This is a genomic window from Rhizobium sp. USDA 4016 (genome assembly GCF_056279705.1).
This window is the reverse complement of record NZ_JBWCCY010000004.1, coordinates 414,391-439,523: the sequence shown is the minus strand read 5'-3', so window position 1 is coordinate 439,523 and position 25,133 is coordinate 414,391. Positions and strand designations below refer to the sequence as shown.

At 60.4% G+C, this 25,133-nt stretch carries 22 protein-coding genes; 3 read left to right on the top strand and 19 right to left on the bottom strand.

Annotation, left to right across the window (positions count from 1 at the left end; genetic code table 11):
• Positions 1 to 45 precede the first annotated feature (45 nt).
• Together ACZ9DP_RS17340 and ACZ9DP_RS17335 are read left to right on the top strand one after the other, a co-directional pair.
• On the top strand, positions 46 to 2,256 hold the full coding sequence (locus tag ACZ9DP_RS17340; RefSeq protein ID WP_476203019.1) for a heavy metal translocating P-type ATPase: 2,211 nt from the start codon (positions 46 to 48) through the stop codon (positions 2,254 to 2,256).
• A 126-nt stretch (positions 2,257 to 2,382) separates the two neighbouring features.
• Complete coding sequence (locus tag ACZ9DP_RS17335) at positions 2,383 to 2,898, top strand: YidB family protein (protein WP_476203018.1); 516 nt, start codon at positions 2,383 to 2,385, stop codon at positions 2,896 to 2,898.
• Positions 2,899 to 2,962: 64 nt separating this feature from the next.
• On the opposite strand, the gene serA is transcribed toward ACZ9DP_RS17335, so the two are convergent.
• The 19 genes from serA to ybgC all read right to left on the bottom strand — a co-directional run bounded on the left by serA (position 2,963) and on the right by ybgC (position 23,796).
• Positions 2,963 to 4,558 carry a phosphoglycerate dehydrogenase gene (gene serA, locus ACZ9DP_RS17330; protein WP_074069580.1) on the bottom strand — a complete coding sequence of 532 codons (1,596 nt, stop codon included), beginning with the start codon at positions 4,556 to 4,558 and terminating at the stop codon, positions 2,963 to 2,965.
• Between the two features lie 82 nt (positions 4,559 to 4,640).
• Positions 4,641 to 5,819 carry a phosphoserine transaminase gene (locus tag ACZ9DP_RS17325; RefSeq protein ID WP_476203016.1) on the bottom strand — a complete coding sequence of 393 codons (1,179 nt, stop codon included), beginning with the start codon at positions 5,817 to 5,819 and terminating at the stop codon, positions 4,641 to 4,643.
• Between the two features lie 368 nt (positions 5,820 to 6,187).
• Entirely contained in the window at positions 6,188 to 7,024 is an 837-nt protein-coding gene (locus tag ACZ9DP_RS17320) for an outer membrane protein (protein ID WP_074069582.1), read from the bottom strand.
• 218 nt (positions 7,025 to 7,242) lie between these two features.
• A complete protein-coding gene (locus tag ACZ9DP_RS17315) occupies positions 7,243 to 7,575 on the bottom strand; it encodes a cytochrome C oxidase subunit IV family protein (RefSeq protein ID WP_039846010.1) in 333 nt (110 codons plus the stop codon).
• Between the two features lie 8 nt (positions 7,576 to 7,583).
• Entirely contained in the window at positions 7,584 to 8,306 is a 723-nt protein-coding gene (locus ACZ9DP_RS17310; protein WP_039846011.1) for a heme-copper oxidase subunit III family protein, read from the bottom strand.
• 10 nt (positions 8,307 to 8,316) lie between these two features.
• Positions 8,317 to 9,024 (bottom strand): cytochrome c oxidase subunit 3, encoded by a 708-nt coding sequence (locus tag ACZ9DP_RS17305; RefSeq protein WP_476203013.1) that lies wholly within the window; start codon positions 9,022 to 9,024, stop codon positions 8,317 to 8,319.
• Positions 9,021 to 10,799, bottom strand: coding sequence for a cytochrome c oxidase subunit I (gene ctaD / locus ACZ9DP_RS17300; RefSeq protein ID WP_194728133.1), 1,779 nt, complete (start codon positions 10,797 to 10,799; stop codon positions 9,021 to 9,023). Before ctaD ends, ACZ9DP_RS17305 begins: the two co-directional genes overlap by 4 nt.
• Positions 10,800 to 10,830: 31 nt before the next feature.
• Entirely contained in the window at positions 10,831 to 11,655 is an 825-nt protein-coding gene (locus tag ACZ9DP_RS17295; RefSeq protein WP_074069586.1) for a cytochrome c oxidase subunit II, read from the bottom strand.
• A gap of 145 nt (positions 11,656 to 11,800) precedes the next feature.
• Positions 11,801 to 12,187: a c-type cytochrome gene (locus ACZ9DP_RS17290; RefSeq protein ID WP_074069587.1), complete on the bottom strand. Its 387-nt coding sequence runs from the start codon at positions 12,185 to 12,187 to the stop codon at positions 11,801 to 11,803.
• Positions 12,188 to 12,422: 235 nt separating this feature from the next.
• The gene (gene glmM / locus ACZ9DP_RS17285) at positions 12,423 to 13,775 is read right to left on the bottom strand and encodes a phosphoglucosamine mutase (RefSeq protein ID WP_194728134.1); all 1,353 of its coding nucleotides are present in this window, start codon (positions 13,773 to 13,775) and stop codon (positions 12,423 to 12,425) included.
• 242 nt (positions 13,776 to 14,017) lie between these two features.
• Positions 14,018 to 15,949: an ATP-dependent zinc metalloprotease FtsH gene (gene ftsH, locus ACZ9DP_RS17280; protein WP_022715750.1), complete on the bottom strand. Its 1,932-nt coding sequence runs from the start codon at positions 15,947 to 15,949 to the stop codon at positions 14,018 to 14,020.
• Between the two features lie 99 nt (positions 15,950 to 16,048).
• Positions 16,049 to 17,410: a tRNA lysidine(34) synthetase TilS gene (gene tilS, locus ACZ9DP_RS17275; protein WP_476203012.1), complete on the bottom strand. Its 1,362-nt coding sequence runs from the start codon at positions 17,408 to 17,410 to the stop codon at positions 16,049 to 16,051.
• 10 nt (positions 17,411 to 17,420) lie between these two features.
• Positions 17,421 to 18,440: a tol-pal system protein YbgF gene (gene ybgF, locus ACZ9DP_RS17270; RefSeq protein ID WP_074069590.1), complete on the bottom strand. Its 1,020-nt coding sequence runs from the start codon at positions 18,438 to 18,440 to the stop codon at positions 17,421 to 17,423.
• Positions 18,441 to 18,602: 162 nt separating this feature from the next.
• Positions 18,603 to 19,130, bottom strand: coding sequence for a peptidoglycan-associated lipoprotein Pal (gene pal / locus ACZ9DP_RS17265; RefSeq protein ID WP_074069591.1), 528 nt, complete (start codon positions 19,128 to 19,130; stop codon positions 18,603 to 18,605).
• Positions 19,131 to 19,285: 155 nt separating this feature from the next.
• Complete coding sequence (gene tolB / locus ACZ9DP_RS17260) at positions 19,286 to 20,596, bottom strand: Tol-Pal system beta propeller repeat protein TolB (RefSeq protein ID WP_028739716.1); 1,311 nt, start codon at positions 20,594 to 20,596, stop codon at positions 19,286 to 19,288.
• A 21-nt stretch (positions 20,597 to 20,617) separates the two neighbouring features.
• The gene (locus tag ACZ9DP_RS17255; RefSeq protein WP_476203010.1) at positions 20,618 to 21,745 is read right to left on the bottom strand and encodes a hypothetical protein; all 1,128 of its coding nucleotides are present in this window, start codon (positions 21,743 to 21,745) and stop codon (positions 20,618 to 20,620) included.
• An 8-nt stretch (positions 21,746 to 21,753) separates the two neighbouring features.
• On the bottom strand, positions 21,754 to 22,209 hold the full coding sequence (gene tolR / locus ACZ9DP_RS17250) for a protein TolR (RefSeq protein ID WP_022715756.1): 456 nt from the start codon (positions 22,207 to 22,209) through the stop codon (positions 21,754 to 21,756).
• 19 nt (positions 22,210 to 22,228) lie between these two features.
• A complete protein-coding gene (tolQ, locus tag ACZ9DP_RS17245) occupies positions 22,229 to 22,948 on the bottom strand; it encodes a protein TolQ (protein ID WP_022715757.1) in 720 nt (239 codons plus the stop codon).
• A gap of 392 nt (positions 22,949 to 23,340) precedes the next feature.
• On the bottom strand, positions 23,341 to 23,796 hold the full coding sequence (ybgC, locus tag ACZ9DP_RS17240; protein WP_194728136.1) for a tol-pal system-associated acyl-CoA thioesterase: 456 nt from the start codon (positions 23,794 to 23,796) through the stop codon (positions 23,341 to 23,343).
• A gap of 115 nt (positions 23,797 to 23,911) precedes the next feature.
• Here ybgC and ACZ9DP_RS17235 point away from each other — a divergent pair, with 115 nt between their 5' ends.
• Positions 23,912 to 25,132, top strand: coding sequence for an NAD-dependent epimerase/dehydratase family protein (locus ACZ9DP_RS17235; RefSeq protein ID WP_476203009.1), 1,221 nt, complete (start codon positions 23,912 to 23,914; stop codon positions 25,130 to 25,132).
• Position 25,133: the final 1 nt, after the last annotated feature.

The window sequence follows — 25,133 nt, the reverse complement described above, 5'->3', positions numbered from 1 at the left end:
TAGAGCATGTAGGAAGAATGCTGCTGAAGAACAAGGAAATCCGAAATGGCTGAAGCGGCTCGGGCGAAATACAAAGTTGGCGGCATGGACTGCGCATCCTGCGCGGCGAAGATAGACACGGCAGTCCGCCGCATCGCCGGCGTCGAGGAGGTTTCCGTTTCCGTGACCGCCGGCACGATGACCATCAGCCATGACGGTACCAGTGATCTGAACGCGATCGAGAAGAAGGTGACCGGTCTCGGCTATTCGGTCGTGGCGATGCCGGCGAAGGCGCCGGATCACGATCACGCTGCGCAAGGCCATAATCATGGTCATACCGATCATGATCACCATGGACATACTCATTCTGAAAAGGACATCACAGGGCTGCACGGCCACGACCATGGGCAGATGGGCGGCCTCTGGTGGCAAAGCAGGAAAGGGCGGCTGACGATCGCAGCCGGTGCGGCTCTTGCCGTGGCTTATGCTGCCGGGCATCTCATGCCGGCGATCGCATCCTACGCCTTTGTTGCCGCCGTGCTGATCGGTCTTGTACCGATCGCCCGCCGCGCGATCACGGCGGCACTTTCCGGAACCCCGTTTTCGATCGAGATGCTGATGACGATCGCGGCCGTCGGCGCCGTTATCATCGACGCCGGAGAGGAGGCCGCAGCCGTCATCTTCCTCTTTCTGGTCGGCGAGTTGCTGGAAGGGGTTGCCGCCGGACGTGCTCGGGCGAGCATTCAATCGCTGACGGCGCTCGTGCCGAAGAACGCCTTGCTGGAGGAAAACGGCCAAACGCGCGAAGTGCCGGCGGAAACGCTCGCTGTTGGCTCCACCATCCTCGTCCGCCCGGGCGACCGGATTTCCGCTGACGGCGTCATCGTCTCGGGCGAAAGCGCGATCGACGAGGCGCCTGTGACGGGGGAAAGCGTTCCGGTGCGCAAAGGTACCGATGACACGGTCTTTGCCGGAACGGTGAACGGTGATGCCGCGCTCCGTATCAAGGTAACTGCGGCAAGTGCCGACAACACGATCGCCCGCGTCATCAAACTCGTCGAGGAAGCGCAAGAATCGAAGGCGCCCACCGAGCGTTTCATCGACCGCTTCTCGCGCTACTATACGCCAGGCGTCGTCGCGGCCGCGGCATTGGTCGCGATCATCCCGCCGCTCCTTTTTGATGGCGCCTGGGACGAATGGATCTACAAGGGGCTTGCGATCCTGCTGATCGGCTGCCCCTGCGCTCTGGTGATCTCGACGCCCGCTGCAATCGCCGCTTCTCTGTCGGCAGGCGCGCGGCGCGGATTGCTGATGAAGGGTGGTGCCGTGCTGGAAACGCTCGGCAAGGTCACCGCCGTCGCGCTCGATAAAACCGGTACGCTGACCGAAGGTAAGCCGAGGGTGACCGACATCGTGCCTTTCGAATTGACGGGGGCTCAAGTGCTTTCGCGCACGGCCGTCCTGGAAAGAAACTCCAGCCACCCTCTCGCACTGGCGATCCTCGATCGCGCAAAGAGCGACAAGGTACCCGTACCGCCGGCCTTTGAGGTGGAAGCCATTCCCGGCAAGGGCATGACCGGCCGCGTCGGCGGTGAAAGGCTCGATCTTCTCTCTCCGTCTGCCGCTCGCGCGACGGGCGCCCTGACGGCCGAACAGGACGAGCGCATCGCTGCATTGAACGAACAGGGCAAAAGCGTATCGGTTCTCCTCGTCGACGGCAAAGCCGCCGGTTTCATCGCCATGCGCGACGAGCCGCGCGGGGACGCAAAAGCCGGCCTCAAGATGCTGACCGATGCCGGGGTCCGGATCGTCATGCTGACCGGCGACAACGAGCGCACAGCAAAGGCGATCGGTGAACAGCTTGGTATCGATGTCCGAGCCGAACTCATGCCCGGAGACAAGCAGCGTATTGTCGGCGAACTGAAGCGCGAAGGCTTCATTGTCGCCAAAGTCGGCGACGGCATCAACGACGCCCCTGCCCTGGCGGCCGCAGATGTCGGCATCGCCATGGGAGGCGGCACGGACGTAGCGCTGGAGACCGCGGATGCGGCGGTCTTGCACGGCCGCGTCGGCGACGTGGCGGCGATGATCGAGCTTTCCAAGCGGACGATGCGTAACATCTTCGAAAACATCGCCATCGCGCTTGGCCTGAAGGCGGTCTTCCTCGTCACGACCGTCATCGGCCTCACCGGCCTCTGGCCCGCAATCCTCGCCGATACGGGCGCAACAGTGCTGGTGACACTCAATGCGCTGCAACTGCTACGTCCGGTGCGATAGCGAGCCAACCACAGCTTGTCATGAATTTTCGATGACACGGGAACCATGTTGCCGTCCGCGCATTCCCGCATTCGGGCTGTATTCGTCGAATGCGGCGCCCGGGCAAATCTCGATGGGGAGGATATCATGGATCGCAGAAATCTTACGGCATTGCTCGGCATACTTGCCGTCGCCGGCTACCAGAACCGCGAAAAAATCGCCGCAGCACTCCGCGAACTCACGCAAGGCGGCGCACAGCCGCAAACTGCCGGCACGGAGCCCGGCGGAGTGCCCTCGCAATCTTCTGGAGGAGGCTTGGGCGGACTTCTCGGCGGCCTTGCAGGCGGTGGTCTTGGTGACCTCGTCAAGGGCGGCTCCGCCGGCGGTATCCTGAGTGGCGGCCTTGGCGGCCTACTCCATCAGTTCACCAAGAACGGCTATGGCGAAACGGCGGATTCATGGGTATCGCCCGGCGCGAACAAGCCGATCGACGACCGGCAGCTCTCGCAAGCGCTCGGCGCGGACGTTCTCGAAGAACTTTCTGCAAAGACGGGCTTGCGTGAGGATGAAATCCTCAAACGCCTTTCAAAAGACCTACCGAAGGCCGTCGATGACCTGACACCACAAGGTCAGATTCCGAACAGCGCCAACTTTTCGATCTGATTGAAAGCTTTGCCCGGCGCAGTCCCCCGCGCCGGGCATTCGCATTCTTCCTTGGGAGGAAATCTTAATCGACCGCGAAGACCAAGGGCTTGGCCTGGCGGATTGCCCGGTGGGCCGTCAACTTCGCGAGAACGTCGTCGCCGATCGGACCATCGACATAGAGGAGCGCGATCGCATCACCACCCTGCTTGTCGCGGCCGAGCTGGAAGTTGGCGATGTTCACACCGGCTTCCCCGAGCGTCGTGCCGATGAAGCCGATCATGCCGGGAACGTCGGTGTTGGCAATATAGACCATGTGGCTGCCGACATCGGCATCGAGGTTGATGCCCTTGATCTGGATGAAGCGCGGCTTGCCGTCGGAGAAGACGGTACCGGCGATCGAGCGCGTCATGCTTTCGGTCGTCACCGTGAGCTTGATGTAGCCGTCGAAGACGCCGGTCTTGTCGCGCTTGACCTCGGACAGCACGATGCCCTTTTCCTTGATCATGATCGGGGCCGAAACCATGTTGACGTCGGCAACCTGCGTGCGGATCAGACCGGCAAGCAGCGCGCTCGTCAGCGCCCGGGTATTCATGTTCGCCGTGGCGCCGTCGTAGAGGATCTCGATTTCCTTGATCGGCTCCTCGGTGACCTGGCCGACGAAGGCGCCGAGAACGTCGGCGAGCCTGATGAACGGCTTCAGGATCGGCGCTTCTTCAGCCGTGATCGACGGCATGTTGATAGCGTTGGAAACGGCACCCTTGACCAGGTAGTCCGCCATCTGCTCGGCAACCTGCAGGGCGACGTTTTCCTGCGCTTCCGTGGTCGACGCACCGAGATGCGGCGTGCAGACGACGTTTGGCAGACCGAAGAGCGGGCTTTCTTTGGCGGGCTCGACCTCGAAAACATCGAAGGCAGCACCGGCGACATGGCCGGACTTGATCGCGTCTGCAAGCGCAGCCTCATCGACGAGACCGCCGCGGGCGCAGTTGATGATGCGCACACCCGGCTTCGTCTTCGCCAGTGCGTCCCTGTTGAGGATACCGCGCGTCTTGTCCGTCATCGGCACATGCAGCGTGATGAAGTCAGCCTTGGCAAGCAGTTCGTCGAGCTCGACCTTGACAACGCCCATTTCCTCAGCTCGCTCCTTGGACAGGAACGGGTCGTAGGCGAGAACGTGCATCTTGAGACCAATGGCGCGAGCGCAGACGATCGAGCCAATGTTGCCGGCACCGATAACGCCAAGCGTCTTGCCGGTGATTTCGACACCCATGAACTTCGACTTCTCCCACTTGCCGGCCTGCGTCGATGCATCAGCCTGCGGCAGCTGGCGGGCAACGGCGAACATCAGCGCGATTGCGTGTTCGGCGGTCGTGATGGAGTTGCCGAAGGGCGTGTTCATGACGATGATGCCGCGGCGCGAGGCAGCCGGGATATCGACATTGTCGACACCGATGCCGGCGCGCCCAATGACCTTGAGGTTGGTCGCGGCTGCAATCAGCTTTTCCGTCGCCTTTGTGGCGGAGCGGATGGCAAGACCGTCATAGTTGCCGATGATTTCGGCGAGCTTGTCCTTGTCCTTGCCGAGTTGCGGCTGGAAATCGACTTCGACGCCGCGGTCGCGGAAGATCTGGACGGCGGTTTCCGACAATTCGTCGGATACGAGAACGCGAGGTGCCATTGGGGGCTTCCTTCAAAAGTGTTCAGCGATGATAGATGAATGCGGAGGCCCCGCTCAGTGAGCGGAGCCGGATGCGATCACGTCAGGCAGCAGCCTGGGAAAGCGTCGCCTTCTGCGTCTCGAAGGCCCAGGAGATCCAGGGCATCAGCTTCTGCATGTCGGCGGTTTCGATCGTGGCGCCTGCCCAGATACGGAGGCCCGAGGGCGCGTCGCGATAATGGCCGATGTCGTAGGCGACACCTTCCTTCTCGAGCAGCGAGACGATGCCCTTGGCAAAATTCGCCTGGCCGTCGGCGTCGAGTGCCGCAACATCCTTGTCGACGATCTTCAGGCAGACCGACGTGTTAGACGCGGTCTCCGGCTTCACCGCCAGGTTGGCGATCCAGTCGTTGGCCGCAACGAAATCGGCTATGACCTTGGCATTCGCATCGGCACGCGCCATCAGCGCCCTGAGGCCGCCGAGCTGCTTTGCCCAAAAAAGTGCATCGAGATAGTCCTCGACGCAGAGCATCGAAGGCGTGTTGATCGTCTCGCCCTGAAAAATGCCTTCGGAGAGCTTGCCGCCGGAAGTCATGCGGAAGATCTTCGGCAGCGGCCAGGCCGGCGTATAGGTCAGCAGGCGCTCAACCGCGCGCGGTGAAAGGATGATGACACCATGCGCGCCCTCGCCGCCGAGAACCTTCTGCCAGGAAAAGGTGACGACATCGAGCTTGGCGAAATCGAGGTTCTGCGCAAAAGCGGCAGACGTCGCGTCGCAGATCGTCAGTCCCTTGCGGTCGGCCGGGATGAGATCACCGTTCGGAACGCGAACGCCCGAGGTGGTACCGTTCCAGGTGAAGACCACGTCGCGGTCGAAATCGACGGAGGCAAGGTCTGGCAGCTCGCCGTAACCGGCTTCGAGCTTGCGGACGTCCTTGAGCTTCAGTTGCTTGACGACATCGGTGACCCAGCCGGCGCCGAAGCTTTCCCAGGCGAGCATGTCGACGCCGCGCTCACCGAGCAGCGACCAGAGCGCCATTTCAACGGCGCCGGTATCGGAAGCCGGAACGATGCCGATGCGGTAATCCGCCGGCACTTCCAGGACTTCGCGGGTAAGATCGATGGCTTGCTTCAGCTTTGCCTTGCCGACTTTCGCGCGGTGCGAACGGCCGAGAGCCGCGTCAGAAAGGGCATCGAGCGTCCAACCGGGGCGCTTTGAGCAGGGGCCAGAAGAGAAATGAGTATTTTGCGGACGTACGTCCGGCTTTGCGGTCTTCGCCATGTGCTATCCTTCCAGATAGATAGCTCCTCGTTGGGGAGGAGTGTCCCGCCGCCGTGGATATAGATGACGCGCATTATAGTCAACGTGGAAGTGTCGCATCCGGAGGATTTTTTGACGCAGGCGCGATCAAGACCGCTTCATCCATGCGGGGGCCGACCGGGGAAGAACGACCCGATGAAAGTCTGTCCTGCTATGTGCGATAAGATATCGGCAGTTCCCAGCTTTCGACCTGAAGACCCGCGTAGGCGCACTTGATGCGCAGACGATGGCACACCTCGAAAGTAGACTTCTGAACGTACTCGATCTGCACCCATGACGAAAAAAGCCGCCCCAACGGGCGGCTTTCGATCAGTAGCTGAGACTGCGGATCACTTGTAGACCGACGGCTGCAGCGGAATTTCCGGCGGCGGCTCGTAGCTTGCCTGCTGGCAACCGCCGAAGAGGTAACGGGCGCCGACGCGGGCTTCATGAACATTGAAGCCCTTGTCCCGGCCAGGACCACCATTGCTCGCGTAACCGAACATGCTGCCGCCGTCGACATGCAGGAAGCGATAGCCGACATCCGCCTTGACATTACAAGTGACGTCGATCGAGGCGCCGGCCATCAGCGCGTAGCTGAAGCGCCAGTTGCCGCGGCCGCCATGGATCACTTCGTCATCGCAACCGCCGCCATCATCCTGGCAGGAGACGTTACGAAGGTTTTTCCATTTGACATAGGTACCGCCGATGCCACCGCCGACATAAGGCGTGAAGACGCCGTAAGTGCCGAGGTCGACATAGGCATTCGCCATCAGCGTCCAGGCCGTGAGCGACGAGACGTCGCGAGACGTGCAGGCCTCGAGTGGGGCGCCGCACAGGCCGGTCGTTGAGCCGCGGAAATCAGCCTTGGTCAGGTAGTCGAGCGTGAGGTCGGTGCGGAAGTAATTGTTGATCTGGTAACCAACGCCGCCGCCCACCGTCCAGGAGTCGCGTAGCTCGGCCTTGTCGAAATCGACCTCATTGGCGTTGCTTCCCTGGAAGTAGCGGGCCCCGCGCATGTCGGTGAAGCCGTAGCCGACATCGCCGCGCAGATACCAGCCGGTCGATTCAGTTACCGTGACTTCCGGCGGCATTTCCGGCGCGGGCTCGATAGGAGCGAGATCGGCGGCGAAAGCATTTGATGTGACAAGCAATGCGGCAAAGATGCCGGACAAGCTTCTTTTCATGATCCACTCCAAAATCCAGTTGCATCGGCAGAGCGGACCCCCTGCCAATCTGAAAGGCTTTGCATGGATAATGAATTGGAAACGTTAAAAGCTGCTTAACTGTAAAAATTAACTACGTTTTTTGCCAAGCAACATGGCTGAGCAACCCGTTGAAGTTAACGGAAACATGTCGGAGCCAAACAATTCTTCGATCTTCTAAGGTTCGACAAGTGATCGCGTCAGAGGCCCACACTGGAGAAGGTCAGCCGCGTGAAGATCGTATAGTTCGATTCCGAGACCATCATGGCGACGAAAACAAGCACCAGAACCGGCGGCACCAGGATTGCATAGACAAGTGCCAGCCGCTCCCACGCCATGTGCATGAAGACGGCGACGATCAGTCCTGCCTTCAGCACCATGAAGAACAGGATCAGGAACCACCGCGCATAGCCCTGGATGGCGAAATAGTCGACCAGGTACGAGAAGGTGCTGAGGACGAAAAGCAACCCCCAGACCAGGAGATAGAGCTTGACGGGGTGTTGTTGTCCGGAATGCGTTTGCGCATGTGCCATGGCAGTCCTCACCACAAATAGAAGAATGCGAAGATGAACACCCAGACGAGATCGACGAAGTGCCAGTAGAGACCCATGATCTCAACGATCTCGTAATCACCCTTGCGGCTGGTAAAGAAGCCCCGCCGCTCCGTGTCGAAATCACCGCGCCAGACCTTGCGGGCGACGATCAGAAGAAAGATCACGCCGAAAGTGACATGGGTGCCGTGGAATCCGGTGATCATGAAGAACGACGAACCGAATTGCGCCGCACCCCAGGGATTCTCCCAGGGCCGTACGCCTTCCGAGATCAGTTTCGTCCATTCGAACGCCTGCATGCCGACGAATGTCGCGCCGAGAACCGCTGTCAACAGCATCAGGGCAGCCGTCCGTCCGCGTTCGCGGCGATATCCAAAATTGACAGCCATTGCCATCGTGCCGGAACTGCTGATGAGGACGAAGGTCATAATGGCGATCAGGATCAGCGGCAATTCCTGCCCACCGATATGAAGCGCGAAGACCTCGCTGGGATTCGGCCAATCGACAGGCGTAGACATGCGCGCGGTCATATAGGCAAGCAGAAAGCAGCCGAAGACGAAGGTGTCGCTGAGGAGGAAGATCCACATCATGGCCTTCCCCCACGAGACGTTCTTGAACGCCCGCTGGTCGGAAGACAGATCGGCCGCGATCCCACGCAGGCCTTCGGGCCGCTGGAGTGTTCCGCCGGTTTGCGCTTGCGTATATTCAGCCATCCTTCATCCCTCACGAAATCAGCTGGCGGCAGAGATCGACGAAATCATTCGCCCAGCCGGCAAAGAGTGCGAAGAGAACCACCCAGACGAAAAGCATGAAATGCCAGTAGACGGCGCAGAGCTCGAGGCTGAGGTGCAGCCTGCGGGCAGGGAAACGACTGTCGAAGGCCCTGCCCGTCGTGCGGCCGAGCACCGCCAGACCGCCCAGAATGTGCAGGCCGTGCAGGCCGGTCAGCATGTAGAAGAAGCTGTTGGCAGGATTGTCGGCAAGCACGTAACCGGCCGCCGCCAGCTCCCGCCACGCCATCACCTGTCCAGCGAGAAAGAGGAATGCCGTCGCCAACCCCAAAAGGAGCGCAACCCGCATGATGTCGCTACGACCGCGGCGTGCCTCGCCCTTTGCCCATTCGAGCGCGACGCTGCTGAGCGCAAGCGCGGCGGTGTTGACCCAGAGCAGCCGGGGAATGGGCGTCGCCCACCAGTCGGCTGCCGCCATGCGCATGAAGTAGGCGCTGATCAGAAGCGCAAAGAGCGCGCCAACTACGGCGAGGAAAATGCCGAGCCCGACCCTGGCGGGCGCGATCGGCAAGCGCTTATGGCCAGCCGACTCGGTCACCAGTCCCACTTCCAGCCACGGCTTGGATGTCAGCCGGTGCTGGGTCATCCACCATAGGACGATGACGGCGATGACCGCCAGGAAGATCATCATGACGCTCATGAAGCTGCTCCCGCCGCCGTCCGGGCGGTGCCCGGATCATTCTGCGCAAGGAAGTCCTCGCTATTGCCCGGCACGCTGTAATCATACGCCCAACGGTAGACCACCGGCAGTTCCTTGCCCCAGTTGCCATGCACCGGCGGGGTCTGCGGCGTCTGCCATTCCAGCGTTGTCGCACGCCACGGATTGCCGCCGGCTTCCCGGCCTCTGAAAAGGCTCCAGACCAGATTGAACAGGAAGACGATCTGCGCTGCCCCGACAATCAGCGCGGCAGCGGTGATGAAAACGTTCAGCGTATCGGCGGACGGCGGAACGAAAGCCGTCTCGCCCATCTCGTAATAGCGGCGCGGCACGCCCACCAGGCCGAGATAGTGCATGGGAAAGAAGATCGCATAGGTGCCGATGAACGTGGTCCAGAAATGGATGTGCCCCAGCGTCTCGTCCAGCATGCGTCCGGTCACCTTCGGATACCAATGATAGATCGCACCGAAAATGACCAGGATCGGTGCCACGCCCATCACCATGTGAAAATGCGCCACGACGAACATCGTATCGGACAAAGGCACGTCGACGACCACATTGCCGAGGAACAGCCCCGTCAGGCCGCCATTGACGAAAGTCAGAATGAAGGCGAGCGCAAAAAGCATCGGCAGCGTCAGGTGGATATCGCCGCGCCAGAGCGTCAGCACCCAGTTATAGACCTTGATGGCGGTCGGTACCGCAATGATGAGCGTCGTGACGGCAAAGAAGAAGCCGAAATTCGGGTTCATGCCGCTGACATACATGTGATGCGCCCAGACGATGAAGCTGAGCGCCCCGATGATCAGGATCGCCCAGACCATCATGCGGTAGCCGAAGATATTCTTTCGTGCATGCGTGCTAATGAGATCGGAAACGATCCCGAAGGCGGGAAGCGCCACGATATAGACCTCGGGATGACCGAAGAACCAGAAGAGATGCTGGAAAAGGATCGGACTGCCGCCGCCCTGCTGCAGCTGCGTGCCCATCTCCACGATGGCAGGCATGAAGAAGCTCGTCCCGAGCAGCCGGTCGAACAGCATCATCACGGCGGCAACGAAAAGTGCGGGAAAGGCAAGCAGCGCCATGACCGTCGCGGTGAAAATTCCCCAGACCGTCAGCGGCATGCGCATCAGCGTCATGCCGCGCGCGCGTCCCTGCAGCACGGTCACGACATAATTCAGGCCGCCCATCGTGAAGCCGATGATGAACAGGATCAGCGACGACAGCATGAGAATGATGCCCCAGTCCTGTCCCCCCGGCGTGCCCGAAAGAATGGCTTGCGGCGGATAGAGCGTCCAGCCGGCCCCGGTTGGTCCGCCGGGCGCGAAAAATCCGGCGACGAGCACCAGCACGGCGAGCAGATAAATCCAGTAACTCAGCATGTTGGCATAGGGAAACACCATGTCCCTGGCGCCGAGCATCAGGGGAATGAGGTAGTTGCCGAAACCGCCGAGAAACAGTGCGGTGAGAAGATAGATCACCATGATCATGCCATGCATGGTGATGAACTGGTAATAGTGCTCCGCGTCGATGAAAGCGAAGTAACCGGGAAAGGCGAGCTGCAGGCGCATCAACCAGGACAGGACGAGCGCCACGAAACCGATCGCCATCGCCGTCACCGAGTATTGGACGGCAATGATCTTGGCATCCTGGCTGAAGACATATTTTGTCCACCAGCTCTTCGGATGGTAAAGTTCCACATCTTCGACTTCTGCAGGCGGGATGACCTCCTCGGCGCCCGATCGAATATCGACCATGATATGTCCGTCCTCCCTGTTCCTCCGATAGTTACTGCGCCTGTTCTGCCGGCTGCGCTTCCCCCGATGCCAGCATCTGCGTGAATGTCGTCTGCTCCGCCAGCCAGGCCTGGTAGGCGACCTCCTCATCGATCATGACCGTTCCGCGCATTTGCGAATGCCCGACGCCGCACAGCTCGGCGCAAAGGATTTCGAACGTTCCCGTGCGCGTCGGCGTAAACCAGAAATAGGTCACCATGCCGGGGATCATATCCATCTTTGCCCGGAACTCAGGCACGTAGAAATCATGAAGGACGTCGATCGAACGAAGCAGGACCTTGACCGGTTTGCCGATCGGCAGGTGCAATTCACCTCCCTCGACGATCACGTCATCGAGCCCTGCGGTGTCGTTCTTGTTCAGGCCAAGGGGATTTTCCGGACTGACCTCACGGGTATCGGCTTTCCCCAGCCGTCCGTCTGCGCCCGGCATCCGGAAACTCCACTGCCACTGTTGAGCGACGACCTCGATCTGGTGCGCATCGGCGGGCACGGTGATGAACTGGTTCCACACGACGAGCCCGGGCGCAAGCATCGCGGCAACCCCGACGGAGGTCACCACCGCAAGCCATATCTCCAGCCGCCTGTTTTCCGGCTCATAGGCGGCCCGGTTTCCGGGTTTGTGCCGGAACCGGAATACGCAATAGGCCATGAAGGAACCCACCGCCACGAACACCAGACCGGTGATCGCAAAGGTGATCAGCAGGGTGTCGTCGATGTAGCTCCAGTTGGAGGCGATCGGCGTCCACCACCACGGGCTCAGCAAATGGAACACGACGGATCCCACGACCAGCAGAACCAGAACCAGCACGATAGCCATTGCCTGCTCCTTGAACCGTGACTTGCCACAGGGCGAAATCCGCAATCCGTCGGTGTATTTTTAGCATTATCTCACGAACAAGTCGTGTGGACAATGATGACGGCGAAAGCGACGCTGCGGTGACCGTCAGGCATTCGCATCACATCTATTGGGAAAACTGCTTGAGGTAAGCGATGAGATTGTTGATCTCGCTGTCGTTCTTCAGCCCGGCAAACACCATCTTCGTTCCCTTTATCTTCCCCTTGGGATCATGGAGATAGTCGCGCAGTGTTGCCTCGTCCCAAACGAGCCCGCCCTCGCCTGCTTTCTTCATTGCCGGAGAATAGCTGAAATTCGGATGCGTCGCCGCCTTCCTGCCAAGAATCCGGTTCAGCGACGGACCGACCTTGTTCTTGTCCGTATCGGCTACATGACATATGGCGCATTTTTTGAAAACAGTAGCGCCCGCCGTGGCATCGCCCTCCTGGGCATTCACGCCAAAAGCAGGAAGCATGGCAACACATAAGCCGGCTAAAAGAACGCGATACCGCATGACAACCCAATCCTCCCAGGTTGCCTGAAACGACGGCCGGCGCCATCTTTCTATCGCAATATGGCTTGCCGTGTTGTCGCCGCTGCAGGCGGGTGACACTTGTGCGATCAAGAAAAAGCTATGCCTCCACGCCGATAAGTCAATTCATCCAATAAGATTGTGCTGAAGCGAATGACGCGGGCATAAAAAAAGCCGGCGCATTGGCGCCGGCTGTGATCGATCATCGAAGGCAGAACTAAGCGGCGGTACGGACGCCCGAGATCGTGCCGATCAGCTCGTTGACAATGCGCTCGATCTGCGCCCGGTCGTCGCCTTCCGCCATGACGCGGATCAGCGGTTCGGTGCCGGAGGGGCGGATGACGAGGCGGCCGTTCTTGGAAAGCTCGGCTTCCGCATCGGCGATTGCCTGCTGCACCTGCAGGTCTTCCAGCGGCTTGCCGCCGGAAATTCGGACATTGCGCAGAAGCTGCGGCACCGGCTCGAAGCGGCGGCAGACTTCGCTGACGGTCTTGCCAGTGCGCTTGACGGCAGCAAGAATCTGCAGCGCGGCAACAAGGCCATCGCCGGTCGTGCCGTAGTCCGAGAGCACGATATGTCCGGACTGTTCGCCGCCGACGTTGAAATTGTGCTGGCGCATGTGCTCGACGACATAGCGGTCGCCGACCTTGGTGCGGGCAAGACCCATCCCCTTGCCTTCGAGAAAGCGTTCGAGGCCGAGGTTCGACATCACGGTCGCAACGATGCCGTTGCCGCGAAGCTGCTGGTTCTCCGCCCAGGTTTCGGCGATCACCGCCATCAGCTGGTCGCCGTCGATCATCGTGCCGTTTTCATCCACGATGATGACGCGATCGGCGTCGCCATCGAGCGCGATACCGATATCGGCCCGCACTTCGTCGACCTTCTTCTGCAGAGCGACGGGGCTGGTGGAACCGCAGTTGAGATTGATGTTGATGCCGTTCGGCTCGTTGCCGATCGTAACGACATCGGCGCCGAGTTCCCAAAGCACGGCCGGTGCCACTTTATAGGCGGCACCATTGGCGCAGTCGATCGCAATCCTCAGGCCCTGCAGCGTGACATCGCGCGGCAGCGTACGCTTCGCATGCTCGATGTAGCGGTCATGCACGCCATCGATGCGCTTGGCACGGCCGATGTCGTCAGATTTGGCAAGTTGCGTGTGGAGATCCTTCTCCATCAAGTCTTCGATCTGTATTTCGATATCGTCGGAAAGCTTGTAGCCGTCGGGGCCGAAGAGCTTGATGCCATTGTCCTCGTATGGATTGTGCGAGGCGGAAATCATGACGCCGATATCGGCACGCAGCGAACGTGTCAGCATGGCGACGGCGGGCGTCGGAATCGGGCCAAGAACGAATGCATCGAGACCTGCGGCCGTGAAGCCCGCCACCATGGCATTTTCCAGCATATAGCCGGAGAGACGCGTGTCTTTGCCGATGACCACGCGATGGCGGTGATTGCCGCGGCGGAAGATCGTACCGACTGCAATGCCGACCCGCATCGCCAGATCCGGCGTCATCGGGAAGATATTCGACTGCCCGCGAATGCCGTCTGTGCCGAAGTAACGTCTTTTCATATGCTCCCCTATGCTTTCAGCGCGCCAAGAAGGCAGCGCGTTGCGCCAAGCAATTCAGGCCGCAGAGACGACTCGCCCCAATACAAAGCCTCATTGCGGCCTCTTCATGATAGCGGCATGCCACAAATCCTAGGCGCCATCACGTAAATTACCAAGAAAATTTATTATATCCCGTTACCGACGGAAAAAAGGCCGGATCTTCTGCTGGAAAATCCGGCCTTGTTCGTTCGAGTTGCTTTCCGTCAATGCGGCTGGGGTTCGAGCCCTGCTTCCGGCTCGTCGCCCTTGGAAGCCGGGCGTGCGCCGGCTTTCGGCACGGCCGAGCCGCGGCTCGGCGGCGAATCGTCGCCAAGGTCGCGAGCCGGCTTTTCACCGCGCAGCAGCGCCTTGATTTCCTCGCCGGTCAGCGTTTCGTACTCAAGCAAGCCTTCGGCAAGCGCGACGAAATCGTCGTGCTTTTCGGTGAGGATATCGCGCGCCTGCGTGTATGCCTCGTCAATAAGCCGACGCACTTCGTTGTCGATCTTTTGAGCCGTGGCCTCCGAAACGTTCTTCGATTGCGATACGGAATGGCCGAGGAAGACCTCCTGCTGGTTTTCGCCATAGGCAACCTGACCGAGCTGGTCGGAAAAGCCCCACTGCGTGACCATGGCGCGGGCAAGCTTGGTGGCCTGCTCGATATCCGAAGACGCACCGGAGGTGATGTTCTCCTTGCCGAAGGTGAGTTCTTCCGCAACGCGGCCGCCCATCATGATGCAGAGGCGCGAGACCATCCACTTATAGCTCATCGAGTAGCGGTCGCCTTCGGGCAGCTGCATGACCATGCCGAGTGAACGGCCGCGCGGAATGATCGTTGCCTTGTGCAGCGGATCGGCGACGGCGACGTTGAGCGCCGTGATCGCATGGCCGGCTTCGTGATAGGCCGTGAGCTTCTTTTCCGCTTCGGTCATCGCCGAAGAGCGGCGCTCGGCGCCCATCATGATCTTGTCCTTGGCGTCTTCGAACTCCTGCATGGTGACGACGCGCTTGTTGCGGCGTGCGGCCATCAGGGCGGCTTCGTTGACGAGGTTCATCAGGTCAGCACCGGAGAAGCCGGGCGTACCGCGGGCTAGAACCTTGAGGTCGACATTCGGCGCCAGCGGAACGTTGCGGGCATGTACCTTGAGGATGCGCTCGCGGCCGACGATATCCGGGTTCGGAACGACAACCTGACGGTCGAAACGGCCCGGACGCAGCAGCGCGGGGTCGAGAACGTCAGGGCGGTTGGTCGCGGCGATCAGGATGATGCCTTCATTGGCCTCGAAGCCGTCCATCTCGACCAGCAACTGATTGAGCGTCTGTTCGCGTTCGTCGTTACCACCGCCGAGACCGGCGCCACGATGGCGGCCGACGGCGTCGATTTCGTCGATGAAGATGATGCATGGCGCATTCTTCTTCGCCTGCTCGAACATGTCGCGGACGCGACTTGCGCCGACGCCGACGAACATTTCGACGAAGTCGGAACCCGAGATGGTGAAGAACGGAACGTTGGCTTCGCCGGCAACGGAGCGGGCGAGCAGCGTCTTACCGGTACCCGGTGGGCCGACAAGCAGCACGCCGCGCGGGATCTTGCCGCCGAGGCGCTGGAACTTCTGCGGATCGCGGAGGAATTCGACGATTTCTTCCAAGTCCTGCTTGGCTTCGTCGACGCCTGCAACGTCATCGAAGGTGACGCGGCCATGCGCCTCCGTGAGCAGCTTGGCCTTCGATTTGCCGAAGCCCATCGCGCCGCGCGAGCCGCCTTGCATCTGCCGCATGAAGAACAGCCAGACGCCGAGAATGAGCAACATCGGCAGCAGCGTGCCGAGATAGCTCAGGAAGCCTGACGAACCATCGGTTTCAGGCCGGGCCGAAACCAGGACGTTCTTCGACTGCAGGCGCTCGAGCAGGTTGTCATCTATGACAGGAGAATAGGTCTGGAAGGTGGTGCCGTTTTCAACATAGCTTCCCGACACACGGTTGCCCGTGACGACGACTTCCTTGACGCGGCCCGCATCGACCTCACGCAAGAACTGCGAATAGGGTATGTCGCGCGAGCCGGTCTGCGCCGGCGTCGTCTGGAACATGCTGAAAAGGGCAATCAGCAGAAGCGCTATGATTGCCCACAAGGCGAAATTACGTAAGTTAGGGTTCATTGAACTCCCCAGCACTGCAACAACCGCCTCATGGCAGCCGTCTTATTTGGCTTCTAACATAGGGTTGCCGCTGTGCCGTTGCCAAGGCGATACACTCTGTCAGATGGCTTTTCCGTCAATAAGACCTAAAGGCGGGCTTGGATAGGGGCGCATTCCAAAAGCCGCCGCGAGGCTTTCAGCAAAGATGAGATCAAATCGTGTCAAAAAGCGGTCGAACAGCGCAAAATACCGCGTGAGAGTGACATCCGGATGAGAATTCATGCACGAGTTCGCGTCAGCGGCGACTGAAATGCGTGGCTGAGCTGCCAAGGCCCGCTTGAGCGCAGCTTTGGGCAAATGCGCCACCCGCCGTGGCTGGATTGCCGTGCCAAGCACGGGAATGAGGGAGGGGTTGGCGGGCCGTGCGATAATCGTCAGATCGAACGATGAGCTATTCTCGACAACAAACCGGCCATCCCAAATGCCGCGCTGTCCGGGCGCAACGAGCAGTGGCAAGATGCCGCGGCTTTCGCGGGCAAGGTAAAGGCCGTCGCGTCTTAGATCGAAAACCACTCGGCTTGCGGTCATGCGTCCGGGCGTGCCGGCGGTTACGAAACCGAGAATGCGATCCATCTGCATGCGGCCTGGCGCAAAGCGCTGTCCGCCGAAAACGGCCGCAAGACGGCCGAGCGCATAACCGAGCACGTCCAGGGGCGCCTCAAGTCCATCTCTCTCCACGCAGCCCAGCCCTTCGCACGCAAGGGTAAAATGACGGCCGAGCCATAGGGCCGCCTGCCGTGAAAGCTCCAAGCGGACGTCGGCGCCGTAAGCTTCTGCCTCCGGGGCGCCCTCACCGGCCAATGCCGCGCGCGTCCGTACGCGCTCATATTTAAGATCCTCATTGCTTGGATCATCGAGCCAAGGCACGGCGCGGGCCGAGAGAAATGCGCGGATATCGGCGCGCAGGCACGAAAGAAACGGCCGGGCGATCCAGACCCGGCGCTCAAAGAGAACGGCATCGGCGATTCCGGTGGAGGAATTGTCGCTGCGCGCGCCGCGCATCGCTCGCGTCTCCCGCTGATCGTCCAGCGTATGCGCCGTCACGATGAGATTAGCGCCAAGTTCCGCCGCGGCATCTGCGAGCAGTTCGTAACGTGCCTCGCGGGCGGCCGCCATGATGCCGGTTTTTGGTTTGGGATCGCGCCAGACACGGATCCCGTGGGCAATGCCGAACGATTTGCATAAGGCTGCGACATGGCGCGCCTCATCTGCCGATTCTGCGCGCAGATCGTGGTCGATCGTGGCGGCGCATAGGGAAATTTGGGAATTGGGTTCGGCCTTCAGCGCTTCAAAAAATGCAAGAAGCAGACCGGTCGAATCGCTGCCGCCGGAGATCGCGACGAGAATACGCGTCGGGCTGGCAAGCGAACGGAGAAAGCGGCGGGCCGCTGCCTCGGGCGAAAGCACGGTTTCCGGAGACAAACCGGAAGCCTCAGCAGGAGAGGCGCTTCTGTTCGCTCGCGACCTTGCTTATGACAGCGCGCGAAGCCTTCGGGTAACGCTTGGTGACTTCCTTGAGCGTCGCACAGGCGGTGTCGTTATTGTCGAGTGCTGCCAGCGACATGCCGAGCTTCAGCAGCATTTCGGGCGCCTTTTCGGACGAGCCGTATTTCTTGTGGGCATTCAGGAAGGTCTTGGCGGCCTCATTGAACTTGCCCTGGGAATAGAGCGCTTCGCCCAGCCAGAAGTTGGCATCGGCAGCCCGAGCGCTTCCCGGATACTGCGCGATATACCGGGTGAACTGCTCTTCAGCAATCGCGTAGTCGCCGGAAAGGACGTGACCGTAAGCGGCCTTGTACTGATCGGTCTCGCTGCCGAGAGATGCGGTCTGCTGCGGCGACGTCCCGGCATTTACGTCGGGAAGCGGCGCTGAACCGACCTCCGCGTTCTCATTCACGCTGCCGCCGATCGGATTGCCGTTCTGATCGAACTGGATCGAGCCCAGCTGCTGCGGCGGCCGACCGAAACCGCTGTCCGACGGAACGTCGTTGGAGGGAGCCCTTTCGGCTCCCTGTGGTGTTTCGATGATCGTCGCGACATCGTCGTTCTGGCGCTGGGGACGTGCATCGGCCTGCCCGGAAGCCGGAGGCTGCAGATCGGCCTCGCTCTTCTTCGTGTTGCCCTTCGATCCAGCGGCACCGCCGCTCTTTTCCAGATCCTGGAAGCGGAATTCGTTGTCTTCCTGCGTCTTGCGCAGCGATTCCTGCATCTGCAGGATCTGGAAGCTCATTTCCTCGATGCGGCCGTTCAGCTGGCGCAGCTGCTCTTCGAGTTGCTGCACGCGCATTTCCGCGCTGCTGCTCTGCACGTTGACGGCCGGCGGCGTCTGCGTCTGGCTCTGCGCAGGCTTGCCGCCAAAGTTCATGCCGAGAAACGAAGCGGAATAAGCCGCTCGCTCGGTTCCGGTAACGGCCGCGAGGCAGAGCAAGCCTGCCACGACAAGTTTCTTCATAGGTTTCGTCCTGTCCCAGTGATTCTTCGCGCCTGGATGGCACGAACAGGAGATTTTTCCAATTACCTTCAAAAAGCAACGGAGTCTGGCCAAAGTGTGTTCAAAAAGAAAAGGCGGCCCGCGAAGGAGCCGCCTTTTCGCAACACAATATATTTGAAAGGATTACATACCGGCGCCGCCGAGAACAGTGACTGCACGGCGGTTCTGCGACCAGCAGGAAATATCGTCGCAGACGGCGACCGGACGTTCCTTGCCGTAGGAGATCGTCTTCATGCGCTGAGCCGGAACGCCGCGCGAAGAAAGGTAATCCTTGGTGGCGGCAGCACGGCGGGCGCCGAGAGCGAGGTTGTATTCGCGCGTGCCGCGCTCGTCGGCATGGCCTTCGACGGTGATCGCATAGTTCGGGTAGCGAGCCAGCCACTGTGCCTGGCGGTCGAGTGTCTGGGCAGCGTCGGCACGGATCGAGGTCGAGTCAGTGTCGAAGAAGATGCGGTCGCCGACGTTGACGGTGAAGTCCTGAGCCGAACCCGGCGTTGCGGCACCTGCACCGAGGCCGAGCTCGCCAGCGCTGTTCGGCGTCTTCTTGTTGGCGCAGCCAGCAAGCGCCAGACCGGCAACGAGTGCGATCATGACAGGGTTGCGGGCGAAATTCTGCATGCGGCTCATTGCCGGGGTGTGAATTCGGCTCATGGCCGGGTCTCCTTGCGATTTATCAGGGTTGCCGGACTGTAACCGTACTGGGTTAATCGGCGCTCAAGAAGTATGGTTAATAATTTGTTGATTGTCCCTACATCGGCCAATTCCAGCACTTTGCGGCGACAAGAAGGCGAAATCCGGCTCATCCACTACTCAAGCAGCGGCGACCAGGCCGGGTCGGATGCGTAGGTCGGCGTCTTGATGACCTGCTCGTTGTAACCCGTCAGATCGATCGAATAGAGCTGCGGGCCGCCTGCACCGGCGGGCTGGCGGAAGAACATCAGCACACGCCCGTTCGGCGCCCAGGTCGGGCCTTCGTTGTGGAAACCCGTCGTCAGGATGCGCTCGCCCGAACCGTCCGGCTTCATCACGCCGATCGAGAATTTCCCGCCCGATTGCTTGGTGAAGGCGATCAGGTCGCCGCGTGGCGACCAGACCGGCGTCGAATAGTTGCCGTCGCCGAAGGAGATACGCGTCTGGCCGGAGCCGTCGGCATTCATCACGTAAATCTGCTGCTTGCCGCCGCGGTCGCTTTCGAAAACGATCCGGCCGCCATCCGGCGAATAGGATGGCGAGGTATCGATCGCGGCTGTCGACGTCAGGCGCGTCGTCGTGCGCGACCGCAGATCCATCGTGTAGATATTGGCGTTACCTTCCTGCTGAAGGCTCATCACCACTTTTTGGCCATCCGGCGAAAAGCGCGGCGAAAAGGTCATGCCCGGGAAGTTGCCGACAACTTCACGCTGTCCGGTTTCGAGCTGCAGCAGGTAGACGCGCGGCTGCTGGTTGGCGAAGGACATGTAGGTCACTTCCTGCCGGTTCGGCGAGAAGCGCGGCGTCAGAACGAGGTCGCTGCCATCCGTCAGCGTGCGCACGTTGAAGCCGTCCTGGTCCATGATCGCGAGTTGGCGTTTGCGCTGCTGCTTCGTGCCAGACTCGGAGACAAAGACGACGCGGGTATCGAAATAGCCCTCTTCGCCGGTGATCTGCTTATAGATCGCGTCGGCAATGATGTGGGCAACGCGGCGCCAGTTTTCCGGCTGCGTGTAGAATTGCTGGCCGGTCATTTGCTGACCGGCGAAGGAATCCCAGAGACGGAACTCGGCGCGAAGTCGGCCATCGCCTTCCTGCGTGACGCGGCCGGTGACGAGCGCCTGCGCGTTGATGACCTTCCAGTCCTCGAAACGCGGAGCGGCATCGGGGTTGGAAATCTTCTCGATGAAGGCGTTCTTGTTGATCGGCGCAAAGAGGCCGGAGCGCTGCAGATCGGCGGCGATCACCTGAGAGACCTGCGCGCCCATGTCGCCCTGCAGGAAATCGGTAATGGCGATCGGCAGCGGCTCGACGTTACCCTTGTTGATGTTGATCTCGACAAGCGCGTGCGCAGGCGTCGCGATAGCCGCCGTCACAGCCATGCCGAGAGCCACCATGAAGGCGCGGATGAGGGAACACTTGGTCATGAGGAGCAAGCCTTTCAGCATTTAAAGGGCCATCTGACTGGGATCGAAGTTCACGATGACTTCGCTCCACGCGTCATATTTGTCTTTCGGAAGGTTGGTGAACGGCGCAGACCGTTTGACGGCACGATAGGCACCGCCTGCAAGTGCACGGCGTGTGGATTCGTTGCCGCCGGTCGCTTCGACCTCGGGATCTCCGATGATCTCGCCATTCTCGTCCAGCTTCATGTGGACGGTGATACGGACCTGGTCCATGTCCGCAAGACCGGGAATGATCTGCCAGTTGCCGGCAATCGCATTACGCAGCGCATCCATCTCGCTCATGCTGAGCTTGGCGCCGGTGTTATTCGACTTCTTGGCACCCAGAGAAGCGACTTCGGTCGAGCGCTTGGCGCCGCCGTTGGAAGGCTCCTGCTTGTTCAGCAGTGCCGCGATGTCGTCGGCGTTGAAATCGCTCTGCTTCGAGGACGAGGCCTTCGCCTTTTCCTGGGCCTTGTCGGCTTTCTTCTTGTCCGGCTGCTTGTCAGCCGTCTTCTGCTGGTCCTGCGTTTTTTCCGGCGGCTTTTCAGCGGGTTTCTGCTCGGGCGGCTTCACCTGCGGCTTGGCCACCGGAGTCGGAACATTGTCCGGCAGCGCTTCGGCTTCCGGCTTCGGCGGCTCGGCCTGTTCGGCAGGCATTTCTTCCGGCTTCGGCGGCGTCGGCGCAATTTCCGGCTTGGTTTCTGGAATCGATGCGACTTCCTTCGGCTCATCGACCACCGTGTCCTCCTTCATGATCTCCTTCACCTCGTTGGGGACGGGATCATTCTGGGGAAGCGGCTTCTCGGCGGCTTTCGGCGCGGCAGTGCTTTCGTTGTTGTTGGGCTTGGCGTTCGGGATCGGCGGCGTCTTCAAATCGATCTTGTTGTCGCCGAGGTTTTCGGCGTCTGCAACATCAGCGGGTTTTGTCGTCGGCTTCGGCGCCGGCTTGTCGTTGGGCTTTGCCGTCTTGTCACCCTGCTGCATCTGGGTGATGGATTCGACCGGCACCAGATCGACCGGCATCGCTTCGAAATCATCGACCTTGAACGATTCCGGCGAACCAATGGTCACCAGAGCCGCGGCGAGCACCAAGCCGTGCAGAACAGCAGATGTGACGACACTGGTCTTCATCTTGCTTTCTACTGGTCCTTCTTCTGCTGCGTGACGAGACCGATATTCTTGAAGCCCGCGCCCTGGATGCGCGCCATGACGTCGGCGATCACGCCGTAGGGCGCCGTCGCATCGCCACGCACAAAGATGCGTTCATTGTAGCCGGTGGTCGCGATCGCTTCGAGCTTGGCGGCGATCTCTTCGGCCGGGATCGGCGTTTCCTGCAGGAACACCGCACCGTCGTTCTTGACGGAAATGGTGATCGGCTGCGTTTCGGAATTGAGCGCCTTGGCCTGCGTTTCCGGCAGGTCGATCGGCACGCCGACGGTCATCATCGGGGCCGCCACCATGAAGATGATGAGCAGCACGAGCATGACGTCGACGAGCGGCGTCACGTTGATCTCGGAAATAACACCCTTGTTCCGGCCACCACGGCGGCGGCGTCCTCCGCCTCCGCCGTTATTGCCTCCAACAGCCATACCCATGGTCGTGTACTCCGTTGGTTTACTGTGCGGCCTGACGCGGCTGCAGCTTCTCGTCGATCTGGCGCGAAAGTATGGCGGAGAATTCGTCCGCAAAGCCTTCCATGCGGCCAGAGAGTTTGCCGGCATCCGCGGAGAACTTGTTGTAGGCGATAACCGCCGGGATAGCGGCAACGAGGCCGATCGCAGTGGCGAGAAGCGCCTCGGCGATACCGGGTGCAACGACCGCGAGATTGGTCGACTTCGATCCGGCGATTGCCTGGAACGAAGTCATGATACCGACGACCGTACCGAAGAGACCGATGAACGGACCGGCCGAACCGATCGTCGCGAGCGACCCGAGGCGGGCGGAAAGATATTCGGTTTCACGGGCGAGCGTCACATCCATTGCCCGGTCGATACGCATCTGCAGGCCGATCGGCGAGCGTGCGCCGCGCTCGAAGGACTTCTTCCACTCGCGCATGGCTGCGACGAAGATCGAAGCAAGCCCGGTATTGTTGCGTTCGGAAAGTGTCCTGTAGAGCTCTTCCAGCGACTGACCCGACCAGAAAACCTGTTCGAACTTGTCGAACTGGCGCCGGGCGCGCCCATAGGCCAGATATTTGTCGATGACGATTGCCCAGGTCCAGACGGAGGCTGCGATCAGCCCGAGCATGACCAGCTTGACGACGATGCCTGCCTGCATGAACAGCGACCAGAGGCTGACGTCGGCCGTTGCTGCTGCCAATCCTACTTGTTCCATTTATCAAAATCCCCGAATCCAAACGCCCGGTGCTTGACCGGGCGGCACAGAAAGTGATCTCGCAAGAATTGCCTGGCGACCGTCGCCCAAAGCCCTGGTCAAGCTTAAAGCTCTTCTTCCGCCTTCCTTGCCGTCAAATTTGGTCAAAGGAAGGCGTGCACCGCACAATCTCTGACTTTCAGAGTAAGACACTATTATGGTTAATAGATCGTTAGTGCCAGAGTATGACGGCAAAGCTTTACCAGCTGAATTTTTCTTCCCGGCTTGGCACGAAGAGACCGAAATCCGACGACGGAGTACCGCGCAATCCTTGCAGCGCCGGATTCCTTCACACGAAGTCATGTTTTTGCAAGACTTGCGTTTGGTCATTTTGGCATGTCTGGGATGCACTTTCAGCCCTCCTGCGTCTCGATTTGCATCTGCTTTGCCAGCGCCTCGGGCAACCGCCGCGGTCTTCCCTTCGCGTTGATGACGGCAATGATGACCTTGGCGGCGATAAGCGGCGTCTCGCCACGGCGGATGTCCTGTTGCAGCACCATCTTCGCGCCGCCTGCCTTCTCGGTGCGCGTGACGATGGTGAGAACATCATCCATGCGCGCCGGATTCCTGAAGTCGATCTCCATGCGGTGAACGACGAAAACGAGCCCTTCCTCGTCGGCGGTGATCAGCTCGCGCTGCTCGACGCCCAGGCAGCGAAGATAGTCGGTGCGGCCGCGCTCGAGGAAATGCAGATAGCGCGCGTGATAGACGAGACCGGAGAAATCGGTGTCTTCGTAATAGACGCGCTGGATCAGTTGGTGCCCCGTCTGCGTCAGCGCGCCAGAAATCGAAAAGCCGTTATCCGCCATAATTTTCTCCAAACTCGCATGCCTGTTGGCGAGGCGCAGCAATGCCCTAGCTTTGAACAATCGTCACAGTACTTGAGTATTCCCGATAGTGGATGAACATGCAGGAGGCAATGCGATGAAGATTGCGGTGATGGGCGGAGATGGGTTCATTGGCTGGCCGACATCGCTGCATCTCTCAGACGCGGGGCACGACGTCCACATTCTCGACAATCTCTCGCGGCGCTGGATCGACACCGAACTCGGCGTGCAATCGCTGACGCCGATGGATTCCATTCAGGAGCGAACCCGCATCTGGCATGCCGAAACCGGGCGGCGCATCCATTTCAATCTGATCGACCTCGCCAAGGATTACGAGCTTCTCAAGAATTGGCTTGCCGAAAACCGGCCGGACGCCATCGTCCATTTCGCCGAGCAGCGCGCGGCACCCTATTCGATGAAGAGTGACCGGCACAAGAACTACACCGTCAACAACAATGTCAGCGCTACGCATAACCTTTTGAATGCGCTCGTCGAATTACAGCTCGACGCTCATCTGATCCACCTCGGCACGATGGGCGTCTACGGCTATTCGACTGTCGGCGCGGCGATCCCCGAGGGCTACCTGACCGTCGGCGTCGAAACGGCGGATGGCGACATGGCGCAACAGGAAATCCTCTATCCGTCCAATCCCGGCTCGATCTACCATATGACCAAGTGCCTGGATCAACTGCTCCTGCAGTTCTATGCGAAAAACGATGCGCTGCGCATCACCGACCTGCACCAGGGCATCGTATGGGGCACACATACGGAGCAGACCTGCCGCCATCCCCAACTGATCAACCGTTTCGACTATGACGGCGACTACGGCACCGTACTGAACCGCTTTCTCATCCAGGCCGCGATCGGCTACCCGCTGACTGTGCACGGCACAGGCGGCCAGACGCGCGCCTTCATCCATATCCAGGATTCGGTTCGCTGCATCGAGCTTGCGCTGAAGAACCCGCCTGCGCGCGGCTCCCGTGTCGAGATCTTCAACCAGATGACCGAGACGCATCGGGTGCGCAATCTTGCCGAGATGATCGCCAGGATGAGCGGCGCGAAGATCGCCTGGCTTCCCAACCCGCGCAAGGAAGCGCCGGAAAACGATCTGATCGTCAGGAACGAGAAATTCCGCGATCTGGGGCTCGATCCAATCACGCTCGAGGCGGGCTTGCTCAGCGAGATCGTCGACGTCGCCATGAAATTCGCTTACCGCGTCGACCGCTCCCGCGTTCCCGCCGTCTCCGCCTGGACGAAGGACATCGCCGCCACGATCGACCGCGACCCGGAAGGCAAGCGGCTGAAATCGGTGTCATGAG

Excerpts from the sequence above, each read along its gene's own strand:
- ACZ9DP_RS17320 (WP_074069582.1), bottom strand. The coding sequence starts at position 7,024 with ATGAAAAGAAGCTTGTCCGGCATCTTTGCCGCATTGCTTGTCACATCA.
- ftsH (WP_022715750.1), bottom strand. The coding sequence starts at position 15,949 with ATGAACCCTAACTTACGTAATTTCGCCTTGTGGGCAATCATAGCGCTT.
- ACZ9DP_RS17325 (WP_476203016.1), bottom strand. The coding sequence starts at position 5,819 with ATGGCGAAGACCGCAAAGCCGGACGTACGTCCGCAAAATACTCATTTC.
- ACZ9DP_RS17310 (WP_039846011.1), bottom strand. The coding sequence starts at position 8,306 with ATGGCTGAATATACGCAAGCGCAAACCGGCGGAACACTCCAGCGGCCC.
- ACZ9DP_RS17290 (WP_074069587.1), bottom strand. The coding sequence starts at position 12,187 with ATGCGGTATCGCGTTCTTTTAGCCGGCTTATGTGTTGCCATGCTTCCT.
- ybgC (WP_194728136.1), bottom strand. The coding sequence starts at position 23,796 with ATGGCGGATAACGGCTTTTCGATTTCTGGCGCGCTGACGCAGACGGGG.
- ACZ9DP_RS17335 (WP_476203018.1), top strand. The coding sequence starts at position 2,383 with ATGGATCGCAGAAATCTTACGGCATTGCTCGGCATACTTGCCGTCGCC.
- tolQ (WP_022715757.1), bottom strand. The coding sequence starts at position 22,948 with ATGGAACAAGTAGGATTGGCAGCAGCAACGGCCGACGTCAGCCTCTGG.
- tolR (WP_022715756.1), bottom strand. The coding sequence starts at position 22,209 with ATGGGTATGGCTGTTGGAGGCAATAACGGCGGAGGCGGAGGACGCCGC.
- glmM (WP_194728134.1), bottom strand. The coding sequence starts at position 13,775 with ATGAAAAGACGTTACTTCGGCACAGACGGCATTCGCGGGCAGTCGAAT.
- ybgF (WP_074069590.1), bottom strand. The coding sequence starts at position 18,440 with ATGAAGAAACTTGTCGTGGCAGGCTTGCTCTGCCTCGCGGCCGTTACC.
- ACZ9DP_RS17295 (WP_074069586.1), bottom strand. The coding sequence starts at position 11,655 with ATGGCTATCGTGCTGGTTCTGGTTCTGCTGGTCGTGGGATCCGTCGTG.
- ACZ9DP_RS17315 (WP_039846010.1), bottom strand. The coding sequence starts at position 7,575 with ATGGCACATGCGCAAACGCATTCCGGACAACAACACCCCGTCAAGCTC.
- serA (WP_074069580.1), bottom strand. The coding sequence starts at position 4,558 with ATGGCACCTCGCGTTCTCGTATCCGACGAATTGTCGGAAACCGCCGTC.
- ACZ9DP_RS17305 (WP_476203013.1), bottom strand. The coding sequence starts at position 9,024 with ATGAGCGTCATGATGATCTTCCTGGCGGTCATCGCCGTCATCGTCCTA.
- ACZ9DP_RS17340 (WP_476203019.1), top strand. The coding sequence starts at position 46 with ATGGCTGAAGCGGCTCGGGCGAAATACAAAGTTGGCGGCATGGACTGC.
- ACZ9DP_RS17235 (WP_476203009.1), top strand. The coding sequence starts at position 23,912 with ATGAAGATTGCGGTGATGGGCGGAGATGGGTTCATTGGCTGGCCGACA.
- pal (WP_074069591.1), bottom strand. The coding sequence starts at position 19,130 with ATGAGCCGAATTCACACCCCGGCAATGAGCCGCATGCAGAATTTCGCC.
- ctaD (WP_194728133.1), bottom strand. The coding sequence starts at position 10,799 with ATGGTCGATATTCGATCGGGCGCCGAGGAGGTCATCCCGCCTGCAGAA.
- ACZ9DP_RS17255 (WP_476203010.1), bottom strand. The coding sequence starts at position 21,745 with ATGAAGACCAGTGTCGTCACATCTGCTGTTCTGCACGGCTTGGTGCTC.
- tolB (WP_028739716.1), bottom strand. The coding sequence starts at position 20,596 with ATGACCAAGTGTTCCCTCATCCGCGCCTTCATGGTGGCTCTCGGCATG.